This window comes from Bacillus sp. PK5-006 (assembly GCF_054161415.1).
The window spans coordinates 3,364,588-3,390,493 of the sequence record NZ_CP096414.1 but is presented as its reverse complement, the minus strand read 5'-3'; the positions used below and the strand labels follow the sequence as shown (position 1 = coordinate 3,390,493).

Genomic DNA, 25,906 nt, shown 5'->3' with positions numbered 1-25,906 from the left:
GCGGCTCCTTATTTGGAAATGTCGACATCTTCGACATCAGCATCAATTTTCTTAGAGACGTCTGCATGATTAAAGAATTTCTCAGAAATCTTTTTCATTGTTCCGTCTTTTTTCATGTCGCCTAATACACGATTTAATTCTTTTTGAAGCTCTTTGTTGTCCTTCTTCATAACAAAACCTTGTTCATTCGGCATGTACTTCAAGTCAGGGTGAATTGTAATATTTAGTTTAGGAAATGCAGCAAGAGCCAGTGTCTGCAAGTAATAATCATTTAGAATGACATCTGTACGGCCGTTTGCAACATCCTTTAGGTATTGCTCGTTTGTCGCATTATCATAAATGACTTCCTTTGCACCGTACTTACGAGCAACATCCATATAAATCGTTGTGGCAGCCCCTGCTGCTTTCTTTCCTTTTAAATCTTTTAAAGTTTTAATGCCAGATAAATCATCTTTCCGAACGATAGCCGTTCCGTAGGAATATTTATAAGGGGTTGAAAAGGCAAACTTGTCTTTTCTGTCATCTGTGATGTCGATATCATTTGCAGCGGCATCCACTTGACCAGAATTAATGGCGCTCAGCATCCCATCATAGCCCATTTCTTTAAATTCTACTTTCACATCAAGACGTTTAAACGCTTCTTTGACGACTTCTACTTCATAGCCAGTTAATTGATCCTTGCCATTAGAAGTATCATGATAAGAAGTTGGATAAAGGGTGCCTGAAGTTGCAACCACGATTTTCCCTTTCTTTTTAATCTGATCCCACTTTGTGTCTTCAGATTGAGATGAGCCTGATTGACTGCAAGCAGACATGATAAGCATGAAAGCAGATACAACAAGCATGATCCATATAGGTTTTTTATGATAAAAACGACTCATTTAAGAATCCTCCTCTATTTTTTATACAAAACAAAACATAGCACGCTTTTTCTGTAAGGACAACGTTTTCAGAAGAAAAGTGAAAAAGTAAGAATATTTTAAGCAATTTGCGTGTTAGAAATAATGTATAAAAAAGGAAAGCGAGCGCAAAATAAAGGCGAATAAAGGAGGGAACAACAATGATGCAAAAAATAAGTAGTTTGATCATCTTGTCGATGATGCTGTTATTTGGTTTTCATATAGAAACGGCTCATGGAGAAACACCTCAAATGGAAAAGCGCCCGGTGACACATCAAGTGAAATTAACAGCAGAACAACAAAAACAAATTGAAATCCTTGAGCAGCAAATTCTTTCTAAGCGAAAAGAAGTCATTGAGAAATATGTACAGTACGGCGTGTTAACAAAGGAACAAGGCACACACATCACGAAACGAATGGATGAGCATTACACTCATTTGAAAAAGAACGGATTTGTTCCATTGCTGAAAAAACCACAGCACCATCGCCCATGATAATGATGAAACCGGCAGCGAAGTGCCGGTTTTTTATTGTCGATCAGAAGGTGAGACTTTCCCCATCTTGAGGGACAAAAATGGCTTGATCTGCATGATGCTCTTGAACGTAAGCTTCTAAAGCAGCTCTTGTTAACAGGCAATGATTCACTGCTTCAAGATGACAGACGACAATTTGAGCTTTTGGCTGAGAACGGTGAATGTCTAGAATCTCTTCCTTGGTCATTGTAATGGGATCGCCTTCTAAAAATTGAGCAGCCCCGCTATTGACCACAATGACGTCTGGCTTGCTTGTATTCACAACCTCTTTCGGTTCATCACACCAAATGGTATCACCTGCAATATAAAGGGTAGGTTCATCAGGGTGAGAGAAAACAAAACCGCTCACCTGCCCCATCCGCTTCGCCGTTTCTCCCGTCCCATGCTGTCCGCCTGTACGTTTAATATGAACACCGCAAATGTCCATTTCATCTTCAATGCATGTGACATGCTGAAATCCAGCTTCTTCAACTTCTTTTCGATCCTTCTCCGATTGAGTATAAATTGGTTGATCCTGAGCTAATTTCCTTTTGGCCTCGTCGTCAAAGTGGTCCACATGTAAATGAGAGAGTAAGACAGCATCTGGGTGTAACAGACTGTCTAAATCTATATTTACAGGAAGCTCCACAATAGGATTGTTCAAATGTTGATTGGCTGTATGAGGGAACGGTGGATATGTTCCTTTTGCTGCTAAAAAGGGATCGATTAAAAAAGTTGAATGACCATAGTGAAGGTATAAAGTCGCATTGCGAATGAGTGTTATTTTCATAAAAAGGCCTCCTTTTTTTCTGATTAAGTTTACAGTATATTAAAAGAGTTCTACGTGACAGAGGATCATGAAAGTCTTTTGGCAGAAGGGCTTGATTTTTGAAAGAGGTGAGCCAATGCTAGACCAAACAGATATGAATATTTTAAAAGAACTATCAAAGAACAGCCGATTAACGATGAAAGCTCTAGGTGAAAAAGTTCATTTAACCGGCCAAGCTGTTGCAAATCGGGTGTTAAAGCTAGAAGAAGAAGGCGTGATTGAAGCATATACCATTTCAATTGATTGGCAGACACAAAAGACGATTCAAACCTTTTTGCAGCTATATACCCGTAGTCATCATCATGAACCACTTCTGTCGTTTCTTTATAAAAAGGAAGAAATCAAGAATTTGTTCAAAATAAGTGGTGAAGGCTGTTATATGGCTGAAGGACATTTCTCCAGTCATGATGAACTTGATCAGTTTTTAACGGAGCTGACGAATTACGCCAATTACAAACTGTCTATTGCGGTTAAACGTCTCATTCATCAGTAATAGAAGAGACGCAGGAGGAAAAGGAACGATGCAAAAATTAATCGAAAATCAAGCTGAACCGATGACAAAGGAAAGAATCAAAGCAGACTTGGTTCAACTTGGTGTGAAAAAGGGCATGATTTTATGTGTTCATTCATCTTTATCATCAATCGGCTGGGTAAACGGAGGCGCTGTAGCCGTCATACAAGCATTGATGGAAACCTTAACAGAAGAGGGGACACTGATTATGCCGGCACAAACGTTAGAGCTTTCTGATCCCGCCGATTGGATCGATCCGCCTGTTCCTTATTCATGGTGGAAATCGATCAAAGAAACAATGCCCGCATTTGACCCAGCTTACACGACGCCAGCAGCAATGGGAAAGGTGGCGGAAACATTTTGGAAATACCCAGGCGTGGCGAGAAGCAATCATCCCCATTTTTCATTCACCGCCTGGGGGAAAAGAAAACATGAAATTCTGAAACACCATGCACTTTCCTTTGGATTAGGAGAGCAGTCGCCTCTTGGCCGCATGTATGATCTTCATGCTCAAGTGCTGCTGCTTGGTGCATCATTTGAGAGCATGACAGCTTTTCATCTAGCTGAATACCGAATCCCTCAGCAGGACCTCATGACAAGAGGAGCCCCTATTTTAGAGAATGGGTGGAGGGTATGGAAAGAGTACCAAGATATCATCACAAGAGAAGAACTATTTGAACAGATTGGCCGTGATTTTCTGCAATCAGGAGGCATCCATCAGCACAATCAAATTGGACTTGCCAGTTCATATTTACTGCCCATGAGAGAATCGGTAGACTATGCGGAACAGTGGCTTGATCTATACGATCAGTCGTAATCTACACTGTTTGGAAATTTACATAATAAACGTCTTGATCAGGCTGCTGTGAGGTGTAGCAGTTAAGCTGATAGTTTCCTTTTGGAATGGAGAAAGACAGCACATGGGCCATGACGCTTGTGATATAAACTTGGTCACTTGTAAGCGTAAAGGGAACTGTTATGGCTCTATCAACCGAGACTTGGGGCTCATCGCTATTTAATGTCACAATAATAGACGCCTTTCCATTATTGATTCCTTCAAAGGAAACTCCTTGATCTCCCGTTGCAAATCCTTGAAGAATGTCCTCATCTGTCCAATCAATAACAGGTGGTGTTTCGCTTCCGGTGTATACCGTGATTTGGTGGTAGGAGATAGATAGGGAATAGGCTTGATTTAAGTGATTCATATAAAAAACTCCTTTATTTATGGATTTTCGTTGGAACGTGAATGGTTAAAGAGTGATTCTTGAGGAGAAAGTTAGGCAGCAAGACGATTGTCGCCGTCTTGCGCTATTTGGTGTGGGATCTAGATGTGAAATTGCGAGACCATTGCTTTTAAATCTCCTGCTAAATGGGCAAGCGCTTCTGATGAAGCTGTTACTTCTTCCATTGCAGCAAATTGTTCTTCTGTTAAACCGGCTACTTGCTGTGAATGTTCACTCGTTCGTTTCACGCCTTCTGTAATAGACGCAAAAGACTGTTTCGCATCGTTTGTATAAGCTGCGATTTTTTGTGATGCACTTGATAAATGCTTAATGCCATTCGCCATTTCTCTCATCGACTGCTGGATATCATGAAATGATTCCTCTGTATGAGAGATAAGTACAGCCCCTTGAGCCGCTTCCTCTCTTACTCGTTTGATGGCATTCGTCGAATGAGTCATCTCTTTTTGTATTTCAGAAATGAGATGGGAAATCATGTTTGATGATGCTTGAGATTCTTCTGCAAGCTTTCTCACTTCGTCTGCGACAACAGCAAATCCTTTTCCATGCTCACCTGCCCGTGCTGCTTCAATTGCTGCATTAAGAGCTAGCAGGTTTGTCTGGCTGGCGATATCTGTAATGACTTTGGAAATATGATCAATTTCAGCTGAACGTGTTTCCAATGCTTGAATCGCTGTACCATTTTCTTCAATTGATTTGGCAATAGACGTCATTTGTGAATGAACTTCACCGATATTGTGTACACCTTTTTGGGCCACTTCTTGTGCGGAGTGACTTCTTGAAGCCATTTGTCCTGCATTTTCAGTGATGTTTGCCAGCTCGTTTGATACTTGAATCATTTTGTGCTCACTAGCTGTCATTTGAGTGGACTGTTCTTCTGAAGATTGTGCCACTTCTTGAATCGTGTAGGTGATTTTTTCTGATGCTGCACTTGTTTCTTCTGCGCTAGCTGACAGCTGCTCAGAGGATGTGGCCACTAATTCAGACGTGTTCATGACATTTAGAATGGTTTGATTTAGTTTTTCACGCATCTTATTGAAATGGCCAGCCAGATCAGACAATTCATCACCAGCAGTATCCGTCACATTGATGGTTAAATCACCTTCGCCTGCACTCTTAATGGCAGAAGCCATATGCTTGAGACGTGCCTGAATCCGTTTAGTGAAAATAGAAATAATGATGACCGAAACGATCAGACTTAACAAAAGGACGATGACAAATTGTATATAGAATGACTGAAGCATTTGTGAAATCATGCTTTGATTGGCGCCAGTATAAAAAATACCAATTGTTTCGCCTGCTTCATTTTTGATCGGCATATAAGCCGTTTGATAGTCTTTCCCGGCAACATTTGCAGTGCCGTAATAGTTTTCTCCTTTATCTAAAACAGTGGTCTTCACTTCAGGAGAGACTTCTGTACCTACAGCTCGTTTCCCGTTTAACATGACATTCGTAGCAACGCGGGTATTTCCTTGAAAAATCGTGATGGTATCACCGGTATATTCGGCTAATTGGTCAACCAATGTGTCATGATCATTCATTTGCGTATTTCCTTTGAATAGCTTGTTCTCTTTAATCTGCCACGAGCCTTCTACTTTTTCATTCAGGTAGGCGTAGCCTAGTTTTAAATCACCTTTTGCTTTTTCAGTTGCCATATGCTTGATGTTTTCTGTCATCTCGCGATTCACCACATAACCAACAACTGCGGAAAAGATGATGAGGACACTTAAAAAGATCAGCAAAATTTTGGCGCCAAGCCTCAGTTTTCCCTTTTTCTTCATGCTTTTTAACTCCTTTAGGTATAAGGTAGGATATCCCTCCTTAAGGATTATCGGCATGAAAAAAGTGTTTAAAATACCTGCATGCAGTCATGTGAAAATTTTTTTAATATAGAAAAGGGAAAGGCTGCTAATCGATGATAAATTGAATTCTTGTGCCGTCAGGATCATCCGATAATTGATGACTCACCCACGAGCCTGCGCCTCTATTATCAGAAGGGCGTACATATTTGACAGAAGCTCCTGTGCCTCCTTCTTTGCACATTGCCATTGGCCATTCGTCACGATCATACCCGCGCTTTGTTGGAACGCCATGTAATGATCGATCCCTCTGCTCATCACTATGTTTACGGTCAATTGTACAAATGGATGAATGACCTTCATCAATGGCTTCTTCTATGTGCTTGGCTGTTTCGGGATAGCGGTCTGATGGAAAATGAATCGTTTTGTCATAAGATGAATTCGCTGTCTCTTGTTTCCCTTGCTCCAGCTGGATATAGCCTGTTGCTACACCAATAACAATCAATAAAAGCAAGAGAATCATTTTAAGAAGTTTCATAGGTGCTGGCTCTCTTTCTTGTTTGCGTATTTTGTAAACAGAAGTATAGCAGAATTACTTACCAATTTCTCCTGGTTTTGAAAAAACGCCTTTTAAAATTCAAAAAACAGATTTTACTTGATTTCTTGTTTTTCATTTTTGTAGAAATTCATAAAAATTTTAATTTTGTAGATCATAAAACGATTATGCTCATCCAAAATGGCTTTATCACTGCTTTTTGAGCTAATTTCAAGAATTTAACACACAGAAATTTCAAAAAAATAAAATTGACTAGACCGATCTGCTTTAATAATATGGAGTCAAATATCAAAAAATGTCGTAATTTATCAAAATATGATTCTAATTACATTGTAGGAGGGAAGTACAAATGGCGGATGTCTCATACCGGCTCGGAATAGACATAGGCGGAACATTTACTGATTTATCGTTGATAAATGAAGCAACAGGGGAGCTGACTGAACTCAAGACACCCACAGTGACTGATGACCCAGCCCAAGGTATTATCAATGGGTTAAATCTTCTAAAAAAAAGAGGTGTTGATTTATCCAACATCCAATACCTCGTTCACGGAATGACAATCGGTCTTAATACATTATTGCAGCGAAAAGGAGCAGATTTAGCCCTTTTTGTGACAGAAGGATTTCAAGATATATTGTCACTTCAACGTTTACGACTACCCATTCCTTATGACTTCAATTCTCGTTTGCCAGAACCATTGATACCTCGGAAGCATGTATATCCAATCTCTGAAAGGTTGATACACGATGGTACGATCAAAAACCCTCTCTATCTGCAGCAGTTAGATGATGCAGTCCAGCATGTTATATCTAAAAATCTAGCAGGCATCGTCATTTCTTTTTTACATAGTTATCAAAACCCAGTTCATGAATTACAGGCAAAAGCCTATATCAATCATCATTATCCACAGTTAGAAGTCCTTACTTCATCTGAATTATGGCCTCAAATGAGGGAATACGAGCGTACAGTGATGTCTGTTGTTAATTTGTACATTCAACCAAAGGTGAAACAGTATTTACAAACACTGAAAATTCGTTTGAAGGAAGAAGGTGTACCAATTTCTCCATACATTACACAATCAAATGGTGGTTTAATGGATGCAGAAAGTGCGGCAACCTCGCCTGTTAAGACTCTCTTTTCTGGTCCGGCAGCTGGTGTCATCGGTGCGGCGAGAATTGCAGCATCAGCTAGTGAACCCAACCTGATCACTTTTGATGTCGGGGGGACGAGTGCAGATATCTCGATTATTCAAAATGGACAGCCTACAATGGCGCAATCCAATCAGCTTTCAGGCTTCCCAATCATTCTTCCATCTGTTGCGATGTATTCAATAGGAGCAGGGGGAGGTTCGGTAGCATGGATTGATCAGGGCGGACTTCTAAAAGCGGGGCCAGAATCAGTTGGCTCAAATCCGGGACCAGCTTCGTATGGAAAGGGAGAAAAAGCAGCTTTAACTGATGCGTTTCTCATATGCGGTTATCTCAATCAAGAACGTTTTGCCGGAGGACATTTACAATTACAGTTGTCTGCGGCGAAAAAGGCCTTTCAGCCAATTGCTGATCAGCTCAACAAAACGGTTGAAGAGGCGGCTGACCAGCTCATTCAAGTAGCCGTAGCCAATATGTACACAGAATTAAGCAATGTGATGGAGCAGCAAGGATTTGACCCTAGAGATTTTAGTTTGCTGGCGTTTGGCGGAGCAGGACCGGTTGTAGCGAATTTTCTTGCGAGAGAAATTCATGCGAAAAATGTGGTTGTTCCTCCGAGTCCGGGTACATTATGTGCATTAGGTGCTCTGACCGCTGACTTTATTCATGATGCGGTGCTGTCGAAGAAAATATGCTTACAAGACTATTCGATCAAACAACTAAAACAAGATTATGAGAAGCTGTCGCGAAAAGCGGCTGATTGGGTCAGCCAGCAGGACATTCAGCATATCAATCAGACATCCATTCTATTATTAGCAGACGCACGTTATCAAGGACAGGCATTTGAGATTGAATTGCCATTATCGATTGATTGGCTAAAACAAGAACAAGACATCCACCAACTCATTGAAGCCTTTCACAAACTGCATCAACGACAATATGGTCATAGGGATGATCAGGCAAACATCGAGTTTACTCATTTACGCGTTCGAGTCATAGGCGAGACGCCTCCTCTGCCTTTTTCACCTGTTCATGAAAGCAGCGGACAGTCTTTGAAACCATATGAATATAGACGAATCTTTATAGAGGAAAAAGAATACGAAGCATCGGTTTATAACCGGGATACTCTGTCAGTAGGTTCTATTGTTAATGGACCAGCCGTTATTGAGCAGGATGATACAACAACATTAATTTTGCCAAACTGGGCAGGCAGCATTGATCCATCAGGTAACTTAGTGATTTCAAAGGAGGCAGCTTTACATGAGAACTGATCCAGCAAAGCTTGAGATGATGCGCAGTTATTTTAATGCGATTGCATCAGGCATGGGACATGTCATTGAACGAACGTCATTTACGACCTTCGTCAAAGAATCTGCTGACTTTGCGACAGCATTAGCCACGCCTTCTGGAGATTTCTTTGTTTATCCGAAGACAGTGGGTGTGACGATCTTTTTAGGGCTGAGTCTAAAAAAGGCGATTGAAGAAAGCGGGCCGATGCAGCCAGGAGACATTATCATCACTAATGATCCTTATACGACAGATGGTTTGGCGACTCACCTGCCAGATGTCCATATCATTAAGCCGATTTTTGTAGATGATGAAATCGTAAGCTATGCTTGGTCTTTTGTTCATGTCAGTGATGTGGGTGGACTTGTGCCTTCGAGTATTTCACCGACAGCAACGGATGTTCATCAAGAAGGATTAAGAATTCCGCCAGTAAAAATTTATGAAGGCGGAAAAGAGAATCAGGTCGTACGTACCTTTTTAAGAGCTAACAGCCGCGCTAGTCATCTAAATGATGGTGATATCAATGCGATGATTGCTGCAGTGAATACAGCAGATATTCGGTTAAAAGAAATGATTGAGAAATTCGGAAAAAACGAAGTGAAACAAGGAATGATAGACTTGCTGAAGCAAGCCGAGGATCGTGCTGGAAAGGTCATTGAAGCTATACCGGATGGAACGAGTGAATTTGCTGATTATTTAGATGATGATATGATCTCAGACGTCCCTATTCGGTTGAAAATCAAGCTAACGATCAAAGGGAAACGGCTGACGCTCGATTTTTCTGAGTGTGATCCGCAAGTAAAAACAGCCTTTAACCTTGTCACCAATGGTCAGAAGCATTCCTTTCTTTATCAAGGGTTGATTAATTACATCATTAGTAAGGATCCTTTTATACCGATTAATGGTGGAATAACGTATCCAATTGACGTGGTCTCTCCTAAAGGAACGCTGGTGCACCCAGAATACCCTGCCTCTGTCGGAATTCGGCATTCGATTACGATGAGGCTGTACAATGTCGTGCTAGGCGCCATTGGTAAGCTGCTGCCTGAAGCAGTGCCGGCAGCAGGTGCAGGTCAATCTGCCATTGTGGTTCTCTCTGTACCTGATGATCAAACGGGTGGCAGGAAAATGTCCGTTGTCGAACCATTAGGCGGAGGCGGAGGTGCTCAAAATGGTACTGATGGAGTGGACGGTATTGATCATTCGTCAGGCTTTTTGAAGAATACCCCAATTGAGAGTTTGGAACAGCATATTGATATTCATGTTCACCGATATGAGCTTCTGCCGAATACAGGTGGAGCTGGTGAAAATCGAGGCGGACATGCGATTGGTTTGGAATTTGAAATGATGAAGCCTGAATCGATGGTGACAGCACGAGGAATGGAACGGATGAAGTTTCAGCCTTGGGGATTAATGGGCGGCCGAGCAGGAGCGGTTGGTGAGGTCAAGCTGATCACAGCTAATGGTGAGAAACAAGACCAGCCCAAAATAGATGTCTTGCGACTTGATAAAGGCGATATCGTTCAATTGATTTCACCAAGTGGAGGCGGCTGGGGGAATCCATTTGACAGGAAGAAAGAAAAAGTCCTTCAGGAAGTGGAAGCAGGTCTATTAAGTGAAGAAAGAGCGCTGCAGCAATATGGTGTGAAAATATATTTAGACCAAAATGAATGGAAGATTGATGAGGAGCAGACGAGCAGGGTACGTGAAAAGGTTAATCATTCTCCATCTACTGACGTGTGGGATTTCGGAGAACAAAGAGCAGCTTATGAGAAAGTATGGACGGACGAAGCCAGCAGTGAGCTAGCCGTTCAGCTTCGTTCCTATCCGGCTAATGAACGTACGCACTATAAACATGCAGTTCATCAACATTTCAGTCATAGAAAAGAGCCGTTAACAACGAAAGATATTACTCAAGCACTTCGTCAAATGAATGGACAAAAAGGGGGAAATGAATCATGAAAAGAAGATTAATCGCTATTTTTGCAGGCATCCTATCAATCGTTGTACTGCTGACCGCTTGTGGTGGAAATGGAAAGGATCAAGGCAAACAGCAGCAGACTGTGATTGTTGGCGTATATGGAGGCGATTGGGAAAAGAATATCAAACCAATCCTCGAAAAGTTTGAAAAAGATACAGGAATTAAAGTGCAAACCGTCTCTGGGGCGGATTCTGAATGGTTTACAAAATTAAAAGCGTCAAATGGGAAAAATCCACCATATGACTTACTAATCTTACAGCCTGATACGATTCAAAGAGGTATCGCGGCAAACGTTCTTGCGCCTATTGATGAAGATCAAGCGCCGAACGTCAAAAAGCTTTACCGTTCTGTCCAAAAGAAGCTTACTGTGAATGGAAAACAATATGCAGCAGGTTTTAGTATGGGGCAGCTTGGTATTGCTTATAGAAAAGACCTCGTCAAGCAGGAACCAAACAGCTGGACTGACCTATGGAGCAGTCAGCTGAAAGGGAAGGTAGCCATTTCATCTCCGACTTATTCAGCCGGTTTGCAATTTTTCTCTGCACTTGTTCATGCGCAAGGGGGGACAGAATCAAATCCTAAGGATATTGATAAAGCATTTAAAAGTCTCGCGCAGTTAAAAGGTCATGTTGCTGCTTTTCCAGATAACCCAGGATCGATTCAAACCTTGTTAGAACGTGGGGATGTTGCGGCTGTTCCATATTGGGACGGACGAGTATTTGCACTTGAAGAAGAAGGCATGGATATTGGTTTTTCATATCCGAAAGAAGGTGCTGTTGCAGCTGTTGCGAGCTGGGCTTTAACGAAGGGAAGTCCGCATGAAGAAGCGGCGTACAAACTATTAAACTACTTAAGTGGAAAAGAAGCTCAGGAGGCTTTCTCGGAAAAATCTTATTATGGCATGTCGAATTCTGATGTGAAATACGATGACAAGATTAAGGGGAAAGTGAAAGTTGGAGAAAATTATTACAGCAAGCTGACGTGGGTAGATTATGAAACAGCGACCTCTGAGCTTGGCAATTGGACAAATCGATGGAACGAAGTATTAGGCGGAGGAAAATAGGTGATCGCATGAGTGGAATTCATTTAGAACACATCAGTCAGCACTTCGGTGAGCAGATTGCTCTCAACGATGTCAGTCTTACGGTGAATGAGGGAGAGTTTTTCTCCCTTCTTGGTCCTAGCGGCTGCGGAAAATCAACATTATTAAACATCATTGGCGGTTTTTTAGAACCAACAAAAGGCGTCGTCTATATTGGCGATCAGGATGTGACAGCTTTGCCGCCTTACCAAAGAAAAACAGGTATGGTTTTTCAAAGCTATGCACTTTTTCCACATCTGACTGTATTTGATAATGTGGCGTACGGGCTAAAGGTTCAAAAGAAAAAGAAGGCGGAAATTAAAGAGAAGGTGATGGAAAGCTTGTCTCTTGTTCAATTAGAGGCATTTGCGAAACGGATGCCCCACCAATTAAGCGGTGGTCAGCAGCAGCGGGTAGCGATTGCAAGAGCGCTGGCGATTCAGCCGTCTGTTCTCCTTCTTGATGAACCGCTCAGCAACCTAGATGCCAAACTAAGAAAAAACATGCAGACAGAGCTGCGAAATATTCAAAGGAATGTCGGGATTACAACCATTCTTGTGACACATGATCAAGAGGAAGCCTTAAGCCTTTCTGATCGGGTTGGAATTTTAGGAGAGGGAAGAATACAGCAGATTGGGACGCCTTTAGAGGTGTACCGCCAGCCAAACAATCGATTTGTAGCTGAATTCATCGGACAGGTGAACATCTTTGAGGCCGTGTACAATGAAGCTGATGCGGCATTTACAGTTCCGCATGTCACCCATTCAAGCGGTCAGCATCTTCAGCTGCAGGCTGCGGCACATCAAGAGAAGAGGGAAAAGCAACTGCTTATGCTGCGTCCTGAAAGAATCAGCATCTCTTCTGAGCGGGAGGAAGTAAAGCCGAACCATGTATCAGGCGTGCTGTCAGATGTGAGTTATATTGGGCATTCATTACGTTTGGTTGTGGGGCTTGATAATGGTGAAATCATTGTCCATGCTTCTGATGCGGCATTTCCCGAACTGCCTGAAGTTGGAGAAACCGTCCATATCCATTGGCAGCCTGAAGATATCGTTTTCTTAGATTCGAAGGTGCATACGTGATGCGAATCAAGAAAAAGAATCAACGATTTCATTGGTTTATGCTGCTGCCAGCCTGTTTGTTTCTTGTAGTATTTTTACTAGCTCCTCTGGTGATGATGCTCGTTCTCAGTTTTCGCGATGTCGATTCGATGATGAATACATTACAAACGTATAGCTTTTCTCAATATATTCATGTGTTCACGACAGATGCATATGTAAAGGCGATTGGAAGTACTGTGTGGGTGGCTTTGCAGACAACGGTGATTTGTTTATTGATGGCATACCCCGCAGCATACGTGCTCGTCAAAGCACCTAATCCGCGTCTGCGGGCATTTTTCTATATCCTACTTGTGTCGCCGCTTTTGACAAGTGTTGTGATTCGGACATTTGCATGGATTGTTCTTCTTTCGCAAAATGGTCTGATCAATGGCATGTTATTAGATTTACAGGTGATTGAGAAGCCGCTCTCGATGCTGTGGAATATGAATGCGGTCATTATTGCCTATGTCCAAGTCATGCTGCCATTTGCAGTACTGCCGATCGCAACAAGCTTAACCGATATGGATCGTCACTTAAGACCGGCTTCTATGAGTCTTGGAGCTGGCCGGATTCGAACCTTTTTTCATGTCACCTTACCACTGACCATTCCAGGCATGGTGACTGGCGCGATCATCGTCTTCTCACTGGCAGCAGGAAGTTATATCACCCCGCTGTTAGTCGGCGGACGGATGCAGCCGCTGCTGCCGCTGTCAATTTATCAGCAGGTCATGCAGGTGTATAATCTGCCTCTTGCTGCGGCTATGTCCTTTACATTATTGGTTTGTGTGCTTATGGTAGTCAGTCTATTAAGCTGTTTATTGAAGCGTTGGGAGGCGAGGATGCATGCGTAAAAAGTCAATAGGTGACCGCTTGCTTTCCATCCTGATTTGGACTGCTGGGTCATTGGTTTATCTTTTTTTAACCATACCTGTTCTTGTGATCGTCCTATCTGCTTTTAGTCCAAATGCCTTTCCTGAATTTCCACCGACTTCGTTCTCTGTGCGCTGGTTTCATGAGGTCGTGTCAAATCCAGAATGGATGGAATCTCTTCGGATCAGTGTGATTCTGCTGTTCATCGTGACGCCTCTCACGGTTCTTTTAGGGACAATGGCATCGTATGCTTTAGCAAGGCTTTCCTTTAAGGGAAAGGAGGCTGTCCAAGCTTTCATTCTGTCACCTCTCATGATTCCTCAGGTGGTGTTAGGGATTGCAATGCTTTACTTGTTTACGGCTATGGGCTTTACAGGGTCTTTGTGGGCGCTCGTCATTGGTCACGTCATCATTGGTTTTCCCTATGTGGTTCGAACGGTAGGCGTGAGTGTTTCGAATTTAGATCCGCGGCTTGAGCTGGCTTCAATGAATCTTGGCGCAGGACCCATTCGCACGTTTTTTAGAGTCACATTGCCTTTGATTAAGCCGGGAATCATTGCAGGAGGGGTGTTTTCAGCTGTGACGTCATTTGGGGAAATATCGATCAGTTTGTTCGTTTCCTCTCCTCAAACCATTACAATTCCTGTCAGGACCTTTAATTACATTGAGCAGACCTTTGATCCAAGTGTCAATGCGATATCTGTCATATTTATTATCATTTCTATCATTGCGCTGCTCATTATTGAAAAAACGATTGGTTTGTCTAAGGTGATGTAAATATAATGAAGAAACAAGGAGTTGTCATTTGAAATGACAACTCTTTTTTTGTTGTTTTTACAGTAAAAAAATTCATTTTTTTAGGGAATATAGTTCTTAAGATTTAAGAATTTGCGGGGAACGCAAGGAGACCTCTATCCTACATTTTCGGTCATATTTTCAAAATTTAAGGGAAAATATGAAATTTTTGCGGTATTTAGTCGATTATTTTCGGTTGAACGCAACTATTATTAGTTATTTTCGGTAAATATCGTCAATTCTAACAGGATCCCTTCGGTATAACGCATGAATCTTTACACCCATTTTTCGGTGAAAAAAACAATATTTTCATATAAAGTGGACGTAAATAGAAAATATCTAAAAGAAAAGAAGAAAAAGGCAAATCTATGGAAACATAGAGACGCAAAGCCATGTCCTAAGGTAAATGATTCTTTTTTTGCTAAGGTCGGCAGGCTACCGAATGAAAATGGGAGTCCCTCCGTTTTATTCGGGGTGGGCTCCTTTTCTGTTTAACCATCTATTTTAATGAAATAGACTTGGTTCTTTTGATATAGAGGGTGCAGGGTGAAATTGGTGGAGAAAACATAGAAGAGGCGGAGGATGAGAATGAATATAGTTTATTACCCCTTAACACATGCGCAAAAGCGAGTATTCTACACGGAAAGATTTTATCCAGGTACAAGTATTTCTAATTTGGGTGGATTCGCCAGGTTGAGATCAGCATCTGGTCTCGATCCTTCTTTGGTCGTCGATGTGCTTCAAGCGTACATTCGACAAACTGACTCTCTTCGGCTGAGGCTCGTGTATCGAGATGAAGAGGAGGAGCCTGTTCAATATATCAAACCTTATGAAAAACAGCCGATTCGCATGGAAAAGGGCTGGAGTGAAGAGGAAGTAAGGGTTTGGGCAAACGAGCAGATTCGTGAGCCGATGCCATTGATTGACAGCCCTTTGATTGAATTTACGGTGTTTCAAATCAGTGATCAAGAGTGCTGGCTGTTCTGTAAAGCACATCATATTGTCGCGGATGGTATTTCCATCATTTTAATGGGAAATCGCATTATTGATTTATATCATGACATGCTGCAAGGAGTAGACATCTCGCCAGTTGAGGAGATTTCCTTCGTTGATCACATCATGAGTGAGCAGAGCTATGAATCTTCTAAACGTTTTCAAAAAGACCAGGCTTTTTGGAATGAGCAATTTGCTCATATTCCAGACTTCGCATCTTTAAAACCGCATAAGGGATACGAGATGAGTTTGCATGCGGAGCGATTTTCAGGGGATGTTCCAGATTCTTTAAAGGAGAAGCTTCGTGTTTTTTGTGAAGAACAGAAAGTCAGTATGCTTTCGATGTTTATGTCCACTGTCTATATTTACTTACATCGCTTTAGCGGTATGGAGGATGTCGTTCTTGGAACCTTTATGGGCAACCGGACGAATGCCAAAGAAAAAAAGATGATTGGGATGTTTGTATCTACGATTCCAATGCGTGCATCTGTTCAAGGGTCGCAATCGTTTCTTGATTTCGTCAAGCAGGTCATGGCGGATCAAATGAAGATCTTGCGACACCAAAAATATCCTTACAATCTCCTCATGAATGATTTGCGGGAAAGAGAAGGGTTTACAGGACGCCTTTTTGATATTTCTTTAGAATATCAGGTCATGCAGTGGCAGAAAAAAGAGAATCTGTCGTTCATTACTGAACCGATTTTTAGCGGGAGCGGAATGAATGATATTTCAATACATGTGAAAGACCGCTGGGATACTGATACATTGACCATTGATTTGGATTACCGTACAGATGTATTCACAGAAGAAGAAATGAGTAAGATGTTTGATCGATTCTTGATATTACTAGAAGCGGCCGTCTCTCAGCCTGATCAGCTGATTGGGACACTACCTTTACTTTCAGCAGGTGAACAAAAGGAGTTGCTGCAATTATCTGAAGGAGAATCGTTTGAAAGGCCAGCAGCAAAACCGGTTCATCACCTGTTTGATGAGACAGCCAACAAATATGCAGGCCGGACAGCCGTTGTAGCAGAAGATGGAACAATTACTTACGGAGAGCTACAACAACAGGCAGAAAAGCTGGCTCGTTTTTTACAAATGAAAGGTATCTCACGTGATGTGCCTGTTGCTGTTTTGATGGAGCGTAAGACAGATGCCATGGTAGCAGTCTTCGGCATACTAAAGGCTGGCGGGGCATATGTACCAATTGATCCGGCATTACCTGAGGAGCGCATTCAATTTATTGTGGAGGATTCAGGTGCTTCTATTGTGTTAACAGAGGAATCGTTCATTCAAGAATACCCAGCCCTTTCGGAAAAATTGATCGTGCTGCAGCAAATATTATTAGATGATGGACGACTGCCTGAGCTTGTAGATCAGACGGCGCCGGAGGATTTAGCCTACATGATTTATACATCGGGTACAACTGGAAAGCCGAAGGGCGTCATGATTGAGCATCTTCAGCTTCATCATTTGGTCCATGCTTTGCATCATGAGATGTATCAAGGGGCGAATGAGCTACAAATGGCGCTTCTAGCCCCATTCCATTTCGATGCATCGGTCAAACAAATCTTTGCTGCCCTTTTATTTGGACATACGCTTCATATCATCCCGCGAGAAACGACGAGAAATGGCATGCAGCTAGCGGCTTATTACAGAAAACATCAAATTGAAGCGGCGGATGGAACACCGGCGCATGTGCAGCTTTTACTTGCTGCGGATTTGGACGGGCTGTCATTGATGCACATGTTGATTGGGGGAGAAGCGCTGCCAGCGAAAGCAGCACGTTCACTCATCGAAGCAGTTCGTATGAGTCAGCCTGATTTTACTCTGTGGAATGTGTATGGTCCAACTGAGACGTGTGTGGATGCGGCGGTGCATCGCCTGAATCTCAGTGAGCTGAGCGAATCAACTGAACAGCGCTATGTGTCGATTGGAAAACCGCTTGGTCATCATCGCATTTATATTTTAAATGAACATGATCAATTGCAGTTGCATGGGGCTGCTGGAGAACTGTGCATTGCCGGTATAGGTGTTGGGCGAGGCTATGTGAATCAGCCTGAATTGACGGAGAAGGTATTCACAGCAGACCCGTTTTCTCCACATGAGCGGATGTATCGAACGGGGGATCTAGTCAGATGGCTTCCAGATGGCACGATTGATTATCTTGGCAGAATGGACGATCAAGTGAAAATAAGGGGTTACCGGATAGAAACAGGCGAGATTGAAGCTGTGATGGAGCAGGTAGATGGAGTTGATAAGGCAGTCGTGCTAGTGGTTGACGAAGCGGATGGAGAAAAAGAGTTAAGTGCTTATTATCAAGCTCGTCATGAAGGTGTGTCTGTTGACATGCTGCAAGCGGCTATCAAACATCAGCTTCCAGCGTACATGATGCCTCTTTATTTCAAAGAGCTCGATGCTTTTCCACTCACAGTCAGCGGCAAAGTCGACCGTCGTGCACTTGCTGCGTTAAAAGGTGATAGAGCGGTACATGCTGTTTATACGGCACCTAGAAACGATATAGAAACGAAGCTTGTTCATTTATGGGAAGACATTCTAGATCAAGAGAAGATCGGTGTATATGATTCTTTCTTCGATCGAGGCGGGCATTCGCTCAAAGCGATGACCGTACTTACCAAGGTTCAGCGAGACTTTGAAGTGGAGGTGCCGCTCTCCATTTTATTTGAACAGCAGACAATTGCTGCTCTAGCTGCTTATATTGAGCAAGCAGAAAGGTCTTCTGAAACGGTGATACCAAAAGCGCCGGCTGCTAATCATTATCCATTGTCGCCTCCACAGCAGCGCGTCTATATGGTGAGTCAATTGGAGCAAAGCACTGCATATCATATGCCTGCTGTTGTGAGGTTAAAAGGAACTCTGCAGCTTGAGAAACTGACTGAAGCCTTTGACAGGCTGATCTCACGTCACGATATGCTGCGTACTTCTTTTCATACAATAAAAGGTGTTCCTCGTCAGCGGATCGTTTCATCAGTGTCCTTTCAAATAGAACAGCTGACAGGCGGTACGATGGAAGAAAACATGCAGCAATTTGTCAGACCTTTTGATCTTGAGTGTGCGCCGCTTCTTCGAATTGGTTTGCAGTCATTGCATGATCAGGAGCATTTGCTCTTTTTCGATATGCATCATCTGATTTCAGATGGTCTTTCGATCGATTTGATGCTGCGTGAGCTGTCAGATGCTTACGAGGGATCGATTAAAGCACCATTGAAGCTTCAATATCAAGATTATGCTGTTTGGCAACAGCACCAAGGCTTTCAAAAAGAAGAGGCATTTTGGCTGCAAGAATTTTCGGGCGATATTCCTGCTTTACAGCTGCTGACCGATTATCAGCGTCCAGCTGTCCAGTCTTTCGCAGGTGATCGTGTCATCAAAGAAATAGATGAAGCGTTAAAGAATCAATTACAGGAGCTTGCAGCAAACCATCACACGACACTGTATACGGTCTTGCTTTCTGCTTACTATACATTGCTTGCCAAATATACAGGTCAAAAGGAATTTGTGGTCGGCACACCGGCGGCAGGACGTGTGCATACAGATTTGAATGACATGATCGGTATGTTTGTCCAGACACTTGCTTTGCGGTCTGAGGTAGACCCGAATGGAACCATGTCTCAGCTGATTGAGCAAGTAAAGAAAAAGACAATGCAGGCATTTGATCATCAGCAATATCCATTTGAACGGCTGCTTGAAAAGCTGAATGTGCCAAGAGATTTTAGCCGTCATCCATTGTTTGACACCGTCTTTACACTCGCGCCGGATCATGGAGCAGCCCAGCATATTGGAGACATGCTGGTCGAGGTTGAAGAAACCAATTTCCATATTGCGAAATTTGATTTAACACTGCAAGCGATGGAGTCCGATCAAGGTTTATCCTTTGTACTTGATTTCAGTACGGCGCTATTTAAACGAAGTACGGCAGAGCAGATGATGAAACATTATGTTTATCTGCTGGAGCAGATGGTTCAAGCGCCGCAGGAAGCTATTCAATCCTATCGATTACTGTCTGAACAAGAAGCAGAAGCTCAGTTAAATAGGTGGAATCCGTTACCTTCGCCTTATCCAGCAGAAGAAACCATTGTGACGCAGTTTGAAAAACAGGTGCAGCAGTATGGTCATCAGCCTGCATTGCAATGTGAAGATGTGGTTCTTTCTTATCAAGAGCTAAATGACCGAGTGAATCAGCTTGCTCATTATTTGCGTGAAAATGGTTTTGAAAAAGGGATGAAAGCAGCCTTATTCTTTGAACGTTCCAATGAAATGGTGCTCTCTGTTTTGGCTGTGCTTAAGGCTGGCGGTGTCTATGTACCAATTGACCCCGATTTCCCTGATGAGCGCGTGAAGCACTTTTTAACAGACAGCGGTGCACAATTCTTACTGACACATCAAGTGCTGCGCCATCGCTCGGTGCTCACTGCATTTGAGGGAACCATCATAGAAACAGAAGATCAAGTGATTACACAGCAGTCAGACAGCCCTATAGATGCTCATATTTTACCTGAGGACTTGGCGAATTTGACCTATACATCAGGTACAACCGGTAAGCCTAAAGGAAATATGGTGACACACCGGAACATTTTGAGAACGGTGAAGCAATCGAATTATCTCACCATTCATCCTGAAGACACGGTGATGAGCCTCTCAAACTATGTATTTGATGCCTTTATGTTTGATGTGTTTGGTGCATTATTAAACGGAGCGAAACTCATTGTTCTGCCAAAGGATCATATTTTAAACATGAATGAGCTTTCTGGAGCGATTGAGAAGGAAAAAGTCAGTATTTTAATGATCACAACAGCTCTTTTTCACTTACTCATCGACATGAAAAAAGACAGCCTGAAAAACGTAAGAAAAGTGCTGTTTGGCGGAGAACGTGCTTCTGTGCCTCATGTAGTGACTGCACTTGAGACAGTTGGGAAAGACAAGCTTGTTCATATGTACGGACCTTCTGAGAGCACAATTTTCACCACATATTATCCTGTGAATCATATTGAGAAGCAGGCGTTATCCATCCCAATCGGAAAGCCAGTGAGTCAAACGGCTGTTTATATTGTAGATGAGTTTGGACATGTTCAGCCGCCGGGTGTGGCGGGAGAGCTATGTGTCGCTGGTGATGGACTGGTGAAAGGATATTATAAGCAGCCAGAACTAACAAGCGAAAAGTTTGTCAAAAATCCTTTCCGTCCTGGAGAGGCCATGTATAAAACGGGCGATCTTGCACGCTGGCTGCCGAATGGAGATATTGAATTCATTGGACGGATCGATCATCAAGTGAAGATTCGCGGACAGCGTATCGAGCTTGGGGAAATTGAACACCAGCTGCTGCAGCATCCTCAGGTGAAGGAAGCTGTCGTCATTGCTGCTTCCAATGACACCTTATGTGCGTATTTCACAGCAGAAGGATCTGTTTCATTATCTGATTTGCGCGAGCAAGCAGGGCGTGAACTGCCTGTATATATGATGCCGGCATTTTTCATGCAATTAGACGAGCTTCCTTTGACGAATAATGGCAAGGTCGATAGGCGGGCGCTGCCAGCACCTGATCTCAGTGAGCAGGGGGCAAATGAATACACCTCTCCTCAAACAGAAACAGAGCGTCTGCTGGCGAACATTTGGGAGGAAGTTCTTGAAGCGCCGCGAATCGGCAGGCACGATCATTTCTTTGAATGCGGGGGCCATTCGCTGCGCGGCATGAAAATGCTAAACAGGCTATATGAAGAGATGCAGGTGGAGCTCACTTTGAAGTCTTTATTTGAATCCCCAACATTAGAAGCGTTCGCCCTTGCGGTTGATCAAGCGGATCAAACGGAGATCAAGCGAGTAGAAGTTGCCAAAGAGGCGTCCTATTATCCAGTGACATCTGCTCAGAAAAGACTGTTTGTTTTGGAGAAAATGACTGATGCGGAGCAAAGCTATCATATGCCGGCTGCCTTAAAGATAGAAGGAGCCTTTGATGAAAAACGATTTGAAAAGGCAATTGATCAGCTAGTCCAACGTCATGAAGCTTTCCGAACGAGTTTTGATTTTGTTCAGAATGAACCTGTTCAACGGATTGAAACAAATGTCTCTGTAGACATTGAAAAAATTGAACAGAACGGCCGAGACATACAGGAATTAATGAATGACTTTATCAGGCCATTTGATGTAGAAAAAGCGCCTTTACTCAGAATAGGGCTGGTTTCCGTCTCCGTAAATGCCCATTATTTACTGATTGATATGCATCATATCATTTCAGATGGTGCGTCTGTTGGCATTTTAATTGAGGAGCTATCAGCCCTGTATCGAGGAGACAAACTAGAGGAATTACCTGTTCAATATAAGGATTATGCAGTTTGGTCAAAAAGTGAGGCATCTGCTGCGCAAAAAGCAGCTGAAGAGGCTTTCTGGCTGGATCAATTACAAGGGGAGCTGCCTGTACTGGCACTGCCAGAAGATCTGCCAAGGCCAAAAGTGCAAACATTCGCAGGAGATCGTGTCTCATTTACAATCGCAGGTTCGCTTAAAGCGAAATTGGACGAACTCGTTAGAGCGCTCAACAGTACGACCTATACAGTCCTGCTTGCTGGCTACAGTATTCTTTTGAGCAAGCTTTCAAGACAAGAAGATATCATCATTGGTTCTCCGGTTGTTGGCAGAACCCATCCTGATATTCAATCTGTGATCGGCATGTTTGTGAACACGCTGGCACTTAGAACAAGACCATCAGGACATCAGACAGCTGCTGAATTTGCTTCAAATGTTCATCAGCTTGTGTTAGAGGCAAATGAGCATCAGCTGTACCCATTTGAAGAATTGGTAGATCAGGTGCAAACGGTTCGCGACACAAGCCGTCATCCAATTTTTGACGTGGTATTCTCAATGGAAAATGCGGATATTCGTGATTTATCAATGGATGGGCTTCACATTGTTCCACAGCCATTCGAAGAGAATATTGCCAAATTTGATTTGATCTTAACTGGAAACGAATCCGCAGATCAAATTGAGCTCGTGTTTGATTTTAATTGTTCTATCTTTCAAAAGACATCAATTGAAAAGTGGAAAGAATATTTCCTTCATTTGCTGGAACAAATGGTGTCAGCACCAGATCAATCGTTAGATCAAATGCAATTATTGTCACCGCAGCAGCAGCAAAAACAGCTGAACGAATGGTTAGGTCCTGTTCTAGACGTCCCGTCAGATCAAACCGTCCATGCCTTGATTGAGGCTAAGGCTCAAGAAGCACCGCACCAAAAAGCAGCGACCTTCTGCGGAACGAGCTGGACGTATAAAGAGCTGAACAGCCGGGCGAATGTAGTCGCTTCAAGACTCATCGCAAACGGCACAAAACCAGGCGACCGCGTCGGTATTTTCACTCGTCCGTCCCTTGACATGACGGCAGCTGTTCTTGGCGTTCTCAAGGCAGGTGCGGCATTCGTTCCAATTGATGCAGACTATCCAGCGCAGCGTATTGCCTACATGCTGGAAGACTGCGGGGCAGAGGTGCTTCTGATGCAAAAAGGACTCACTGCACCATCTTCATTTACAGGTCAAGTGCTGTTCATAGAAGATGCCGTAGAAGGAGAAGCTCACGAGATTCAGGTTCATATCAAACCAACGGATCTCGCTTATATGATTTACACCTCTGGGACGACAGGACAGCCGAAGGGTGTCATGGTCGAGCACCAGTCCCTTGTGAATCTTGCATTCTGGCACAATGAAGCCTTCCAAGTGACGAAAGACGATCGAACCGCGAAATATGCCGGCTTTGGCTTTGACGCCTCCATTTGGGAGATGTTCCCAACGTGGATCGCCGGCGCAGAGCTGCACATTATTGACGAAGCGATTCGTCTCGATATGATCAAACTCAATGCGTATTTCAATAAAGAAAACATCACCATTGCCTTCCTGCCGACTCAGTTATGCGAGCAGTTTATGTCAATGGACAACCATTCTTTACGCTATTTACTAACAGGCGGAGACAAGCTGAAACAGGTAAAGCCAGTCCCATACAAACTAGTGAATAACTACGGTCCAACTGAAAATACAGTCGTAGCGACAAGTGGAGTCATCGATCCAGAACAAGGCACGATTCCGATAGGAACAGCCATTGCCAATACACGTTTTTACATCATGGGTTCGTTATACGACCTGTCGCCGCCAGGCGTACCGGGCGAGCTCGTCATTGCAGGAAAAGGACTGGCGAGGGGCTACTGGAATCTTCCAGAGGAAACCGATAAACGATTTGTCCCAGATCCATTTTATCCAGGCGAGCGCATGTACCGTACAGGCGATTTAGTGAAATGGACAGACGATGGTCAGCTGATCTATCTCGGCAGAATAGACCATCAGGTCAACATCCGCGGCTTCCGTATTGAGCTGTCAGAAATTGAAGCCCAGCTCCTGACGCTGGATTCGGTCAAAGAAGCTGTCGTGACCACGGTCAAAGATGCGAGTGATCAAGATGCACTTATCGCTTATGTCATCGCGGCTGAAGAAACAACAACCCTGAAAGAAAGCCTAAAACGAACGTTGCCTGAATACATGGTGCCATCATGGATCATAAAACTAGATCAATTTCCAATGACGGCCAATGGAAAGGTCGATCTCAAAGCATTGCCAGCTCCTGATATCGAAGCGAACCAAACGGTATACGAAGCACCAAGAGACGAAGTGGAAACACTGCTTTGCGGCATTTGGGAAGATGTCCTTGGCGTCAGCCAAGTCGGCATTCACGATCATTTCTTCTTCCTTGGCGGAGATTCGATTAAAGGTATCCAAATGGCAAGCCGACTCACGCAAGCAGGCTGGAAGCTCGATATGAAACTTCTATTCCAGTACCCAACGATTGCGGAGCTGCGCCCATATATTGAAGAAGCCGATCTTCTCACAGCCGATCAATCACCTGTCGAAGGAGAAGTCATTTTAACACCGATTCAGCGCTGGTTCTTTGAACGAAACTTTACGAATCAGCATCACTGGAACCAATCGATGATGCTTCATGCGCCAAATGGCTTGGATGAACAAATCGTTCAGCAAGTACTGGAGCAGCTCATGATTCATCATGATGCATTGCGAATGGTATATCCGCTCGAAGAAGGGCGCGTCATCCAGCGTCATCGAGGAATCGAGGAAAACAATGTGGCAATTGATGTGGTGGAAGTAAAAGGAGAGCTGTCGCAGCAGATCCAGCAAGTAGAAAAGCTGGCAAATGAAGTGCAGGCGAGTATGTCGTTAACGGAGGGACCACTAGTGAAACCTGCCATTTTCCGAACAGATCAAGGAGATCATTTATTGCTCGCTGTACACCATCTTGTCATTGATGGTGTGTCATGGCGCATTTTCCTTGAAGATTTCATGGCTCTTTATGAACAGTTGAAGCGTGGGGAAACTCTTACCCTCCCTGAAAAAACACACTCCTTCCAAGAATATGCCCAGAAGCTGACTGAATACGCTGTGTCAGATGAGCTGCTATCGGAAAGAGAGTATTGGAAAAAGGTGCTTGCGCATTCCGTTCCTCCGCTTCAAAGGGAACATGTCACGGAGGATCAACGAATGCTTCATACACAGACCATTCGTTTTGCATTGTCTGAAGAGGAAACACGCAGTCTGCTGACGGATGTACATGAAGCCTATCAAACAGAAATCAATGATATTTTGCTGACGGCATTAGGGTTGTCCATGAAAGAGTGGACAGGTGAAGACAGGCACTTTATTCATCTTGAAGGACACGGGAGAGAGGACATCCTTCCTGCGGTCAATGTATCACGGACCATCGGCTGGTTTACTAGTATGTATCCTGTGTTATTGGATATGTCGCATGCAGACGATCTTTCTTATCAGATCAAGTATTTAAAAGAGGAACTCAGACACATTCCGAACAAGGGCATCGGCTATGGCGTTTTAAAATACTTAACGCCTGACAAGATGAAGGACGATATCGATTTTCAAGTTACACCAGATATCAGCTTTAACTATCTTGGTCAGTTTGATGAACAGATCGGCGGCGGTGAACTGAGACGCTCTGCATGGCATGCAGGACAATCGCTGAGCCCTGAATCCGAGAAACCTCATGCGCTGGATATTGTTGGTTTCGTAGAACAAGCAATGCTCCATGTGACGATTTCCTATCATCACCTTGAATTCGAAGAACGTACGATGGAACAGTTCAAGGAACTCCTAGAAAAGAATGTGAAGGCATTAATCTCACATTGTCTATCACAGGATGAGAGTCAGATCACACCTAGTGATGTGGGGGATGAGGATCTCACCATGGACGAACTTGAAAAGCTAATGGATCTATTTTAAGC

General features: G+C 43.3%; 15 protein-coding genes and 1 riboswitch. Of the genes, 10 read left to right on the top strand and 5 right to left on the bottom strand.

Going from position 1 to position 25,906, the window contains the following annotated elements; genetic code table 11:
* Positions 1-8: 8 nt before the first annotated feature.
* Complete coding sequence (locus M1D84_RS17235) at positions 9-881, bottom strand: transporter substrate-binding domain-containing protein (RefSeq protein WP_044332703.1); 873 nt, start codon at positions 879-881, stop codon at positions 9-11.
* A 182-nt stretch (positions 882-1,063) separates the two neighbouring features.
* Here M1D84_RS17235 and M1D84_RS17230 point away from each other — a divergent pair, with 182 nt between their 5' ends.
* Entirely contained in the window at positions 1,064-1,393 is a 330-nt protein-coding gene (locus M1D84_RS17230; protein ID WP_185854516.1) for a YckD family protein, read from the top strand.
* Positions 1,394-1,436: 43 nt separating this feature from the next.
* On the opposite strand, the gene M1D84_RS17225 is transcribed toward M1D84_RS17230, so the two are convergent.
* A complete protein-coding gene (locus M1D84_RS17225; RefSeq protein WP_034624002.1) occupies positions 1,437-2,201 on the bottom strand; it encodes an MBL fold metallo-hydrolase in 765 nt (254 codons plus the stop codon).
* A gap of 115 nt (positions 2,202-2,316) precedes the next feature.
* Between M1D84_RS17225 and M1D84_RS17220 the strand changes: the two genes are divergently transcribed.
* Both M1D84_RS17220 and M1D84_RS17215 read left to right on the top strand, forming a co-directional pair.
* The gene (locus tag M1D84_RS17220) at positions 2,317-2,733 is read left to right on the top strand and encodes an Lrp/AsnC family transcriptional regulator (protein WP_025092811.1); all 417 of its coding nucleotides are present in this window, start codon (positions 2,317-2,319) and stop codon (positions 2,731-2,733) included.
* 28 nt (positions 2,734-2,761) lie between these two features.
* Positions 2,762-3,568: an AAC(3) family N-acetyltransferase gene (locus M1D84_RS17215; RefSeq protein ID WP_185854078.1), complete on the top strand. Its 807-nt coding sequence runs from the start codon at positions 2,762-2,764 to the stop codon at positions 3,566-3,568.
* Between the two features lies 1 nt (position 3,569).
* On the opposite strand, the gene M1D84_RS17210 is transcribed toward M1D84_RS17215, so the two are convergent.
* The 3 genes from M1D84_RS17210 to M1D84_RS17200 all read right to left on the bottom strand — a co-directional run bounded on the left by M1D84_RS17210 (position 3,570) and on the right by M1D84_RS17200 (position 6,329).
* Entirely contained in the window at positions 3,570-3,956 is a 387-nt protein-coding gene (locus M1D84_RS17210) for a competence protein ComJ (protein WP_332285363.1), read from the bottom strand.
* 119 nt (positions 3,957-4,075) lie between these two features.
* On the bottom strand, positions 4,076-5,773 hold the full coding sequence (locus M1D84_RS17205) for a methyl-accepting chemotaxis protein (RefSeq protein ID WP_185854079.1): 1,698 nt from the start codon (positions 5,771-5,773) through the stop codon (positions 4,076-4,078).
* A 127-nt stretch (positions 5,774-5,900) separates the two neighbouring features.
* On the bottom strand, positions 5,901-6,329 hold the full coding sequence (locus M1D84_RS17200) for a NucA/NucB deoxyribonuclease domain-containing protein (RefSeq protein WP_024424305.1): 429 nt from the start codon (positions 6,327-6,329) through the stop codon (positions 5,901-5,903).
* 367 nt (positions 6,330-6,696) lie between these two features.
* Between M1D84_RS17200 and M1D84_RS17195 the strand changes: the two genes are divergently transcribed.
* From M1D84_RS17195 to M1D84_RS17165, 7 genes are all read left to right on the top strand, one after another.
* Entirely contained in the window at positions 6,697-8,766 is a 2,070-nt protein-coding gene (locus M1D84_RS17195; RefSeq protein WP_332285360.1) for a hydantoinase/oxoprolinase family protein, read from the top strand.
* Positions 8,756-10,744 carry a hydantoinase B/oxoprolinase family protein gene (locus M1D84_RS17190; protein ID WP_332285358.1) on the top strand — a complete coding sequence of 663 codons (1,989 nt, stop codon included), beginning with the start codon at positions 8,756-8,758 and terminating at the stop codon, positions 10,742-10,744. Before M1D84_RS17195 ends, M1D84_RS17190 begins: the two co-directional genes overlap by 11 nt.
* Positions 10,741-11,826: an ABC transporter substrate-binding protein gene (locus tag M1D84_RS17185; protein ID WP_024427273.1), complete on the top strand. Its 1,086-nt coding sequence runs from the start codon at positions 10,741-10,743 to the stop codon at positions 11,824-11,826. The genes M1D84_RS17190 and M1D84_RS17185 overlap by 4 nt, the downstream gene beginning before the upstream one ends.
* Before the next feature lie 8 nt (positions 11,827-11,834).
* The gene (locus M1D84_RS17180; RefSeq protein ID WP_025092817.1) at positions 11,835-12,926 is read left to right on the top strand and encodes an ABC transporter ATP-binding protein; all 1,092 of its coding nucleotides are present in this window, start codon (positions 11,835-11,837) and stop codon (positions 12,924-12,926) included.
* The gene (locus M1D84_RS17175; RefSeq protein WP_213404992.1) at positions 12,926-13,795 is read left to right on the top strand and encodes an ABC transporter permease; all 870 of its coding nucleotides are present in this window, start codon (positions 12,926-12,928) and stop codon (positions 13,793-13,795) included. The genes M1D84_RS17180 and M1D84_RS17175 overlap by 1 nt, the downstream gene beginning before the upstream one ends.
* The gene (locus tag M1D84_RS17170; RefSeq protein ID WP_024424298.1) at positions 13,788-14,591 is read left to right on the top strand and encodes an ABC transporter permease; all 804 of its coding nucleotides are present in this window, start codon (positions 13,788-13,790) and stop codon (positions 14,589-14,591) included. The genes M1D84_RS17175 and M1D84_RS17170 overlap by 8 nt, the downstream gene beginning before the upstream one ends.
* 367 nt (positions 14,592-14,958) lie before the next feature.
* A riboswitch (cyclic di-GMP riboswitch) is annotated at positions 14,959-15,052 on the top strand.
* A 145-nt stretch (positions 15,053-15,197) separates the two neighbouring features.
* Positions 15,198-25,904, top strand: a complete 10,707-nt coding sequence (locus tag M1D84_RS17165) for an amino acid adenylation domain-containing protein (protein WP_458106347.1) — start codon at positions 15,198-15,200, stop codon at positions 25,902-25,904.
* The last annotated feature ends 2 nt before the right edge of the window (positions 25,905-25,906 follow it).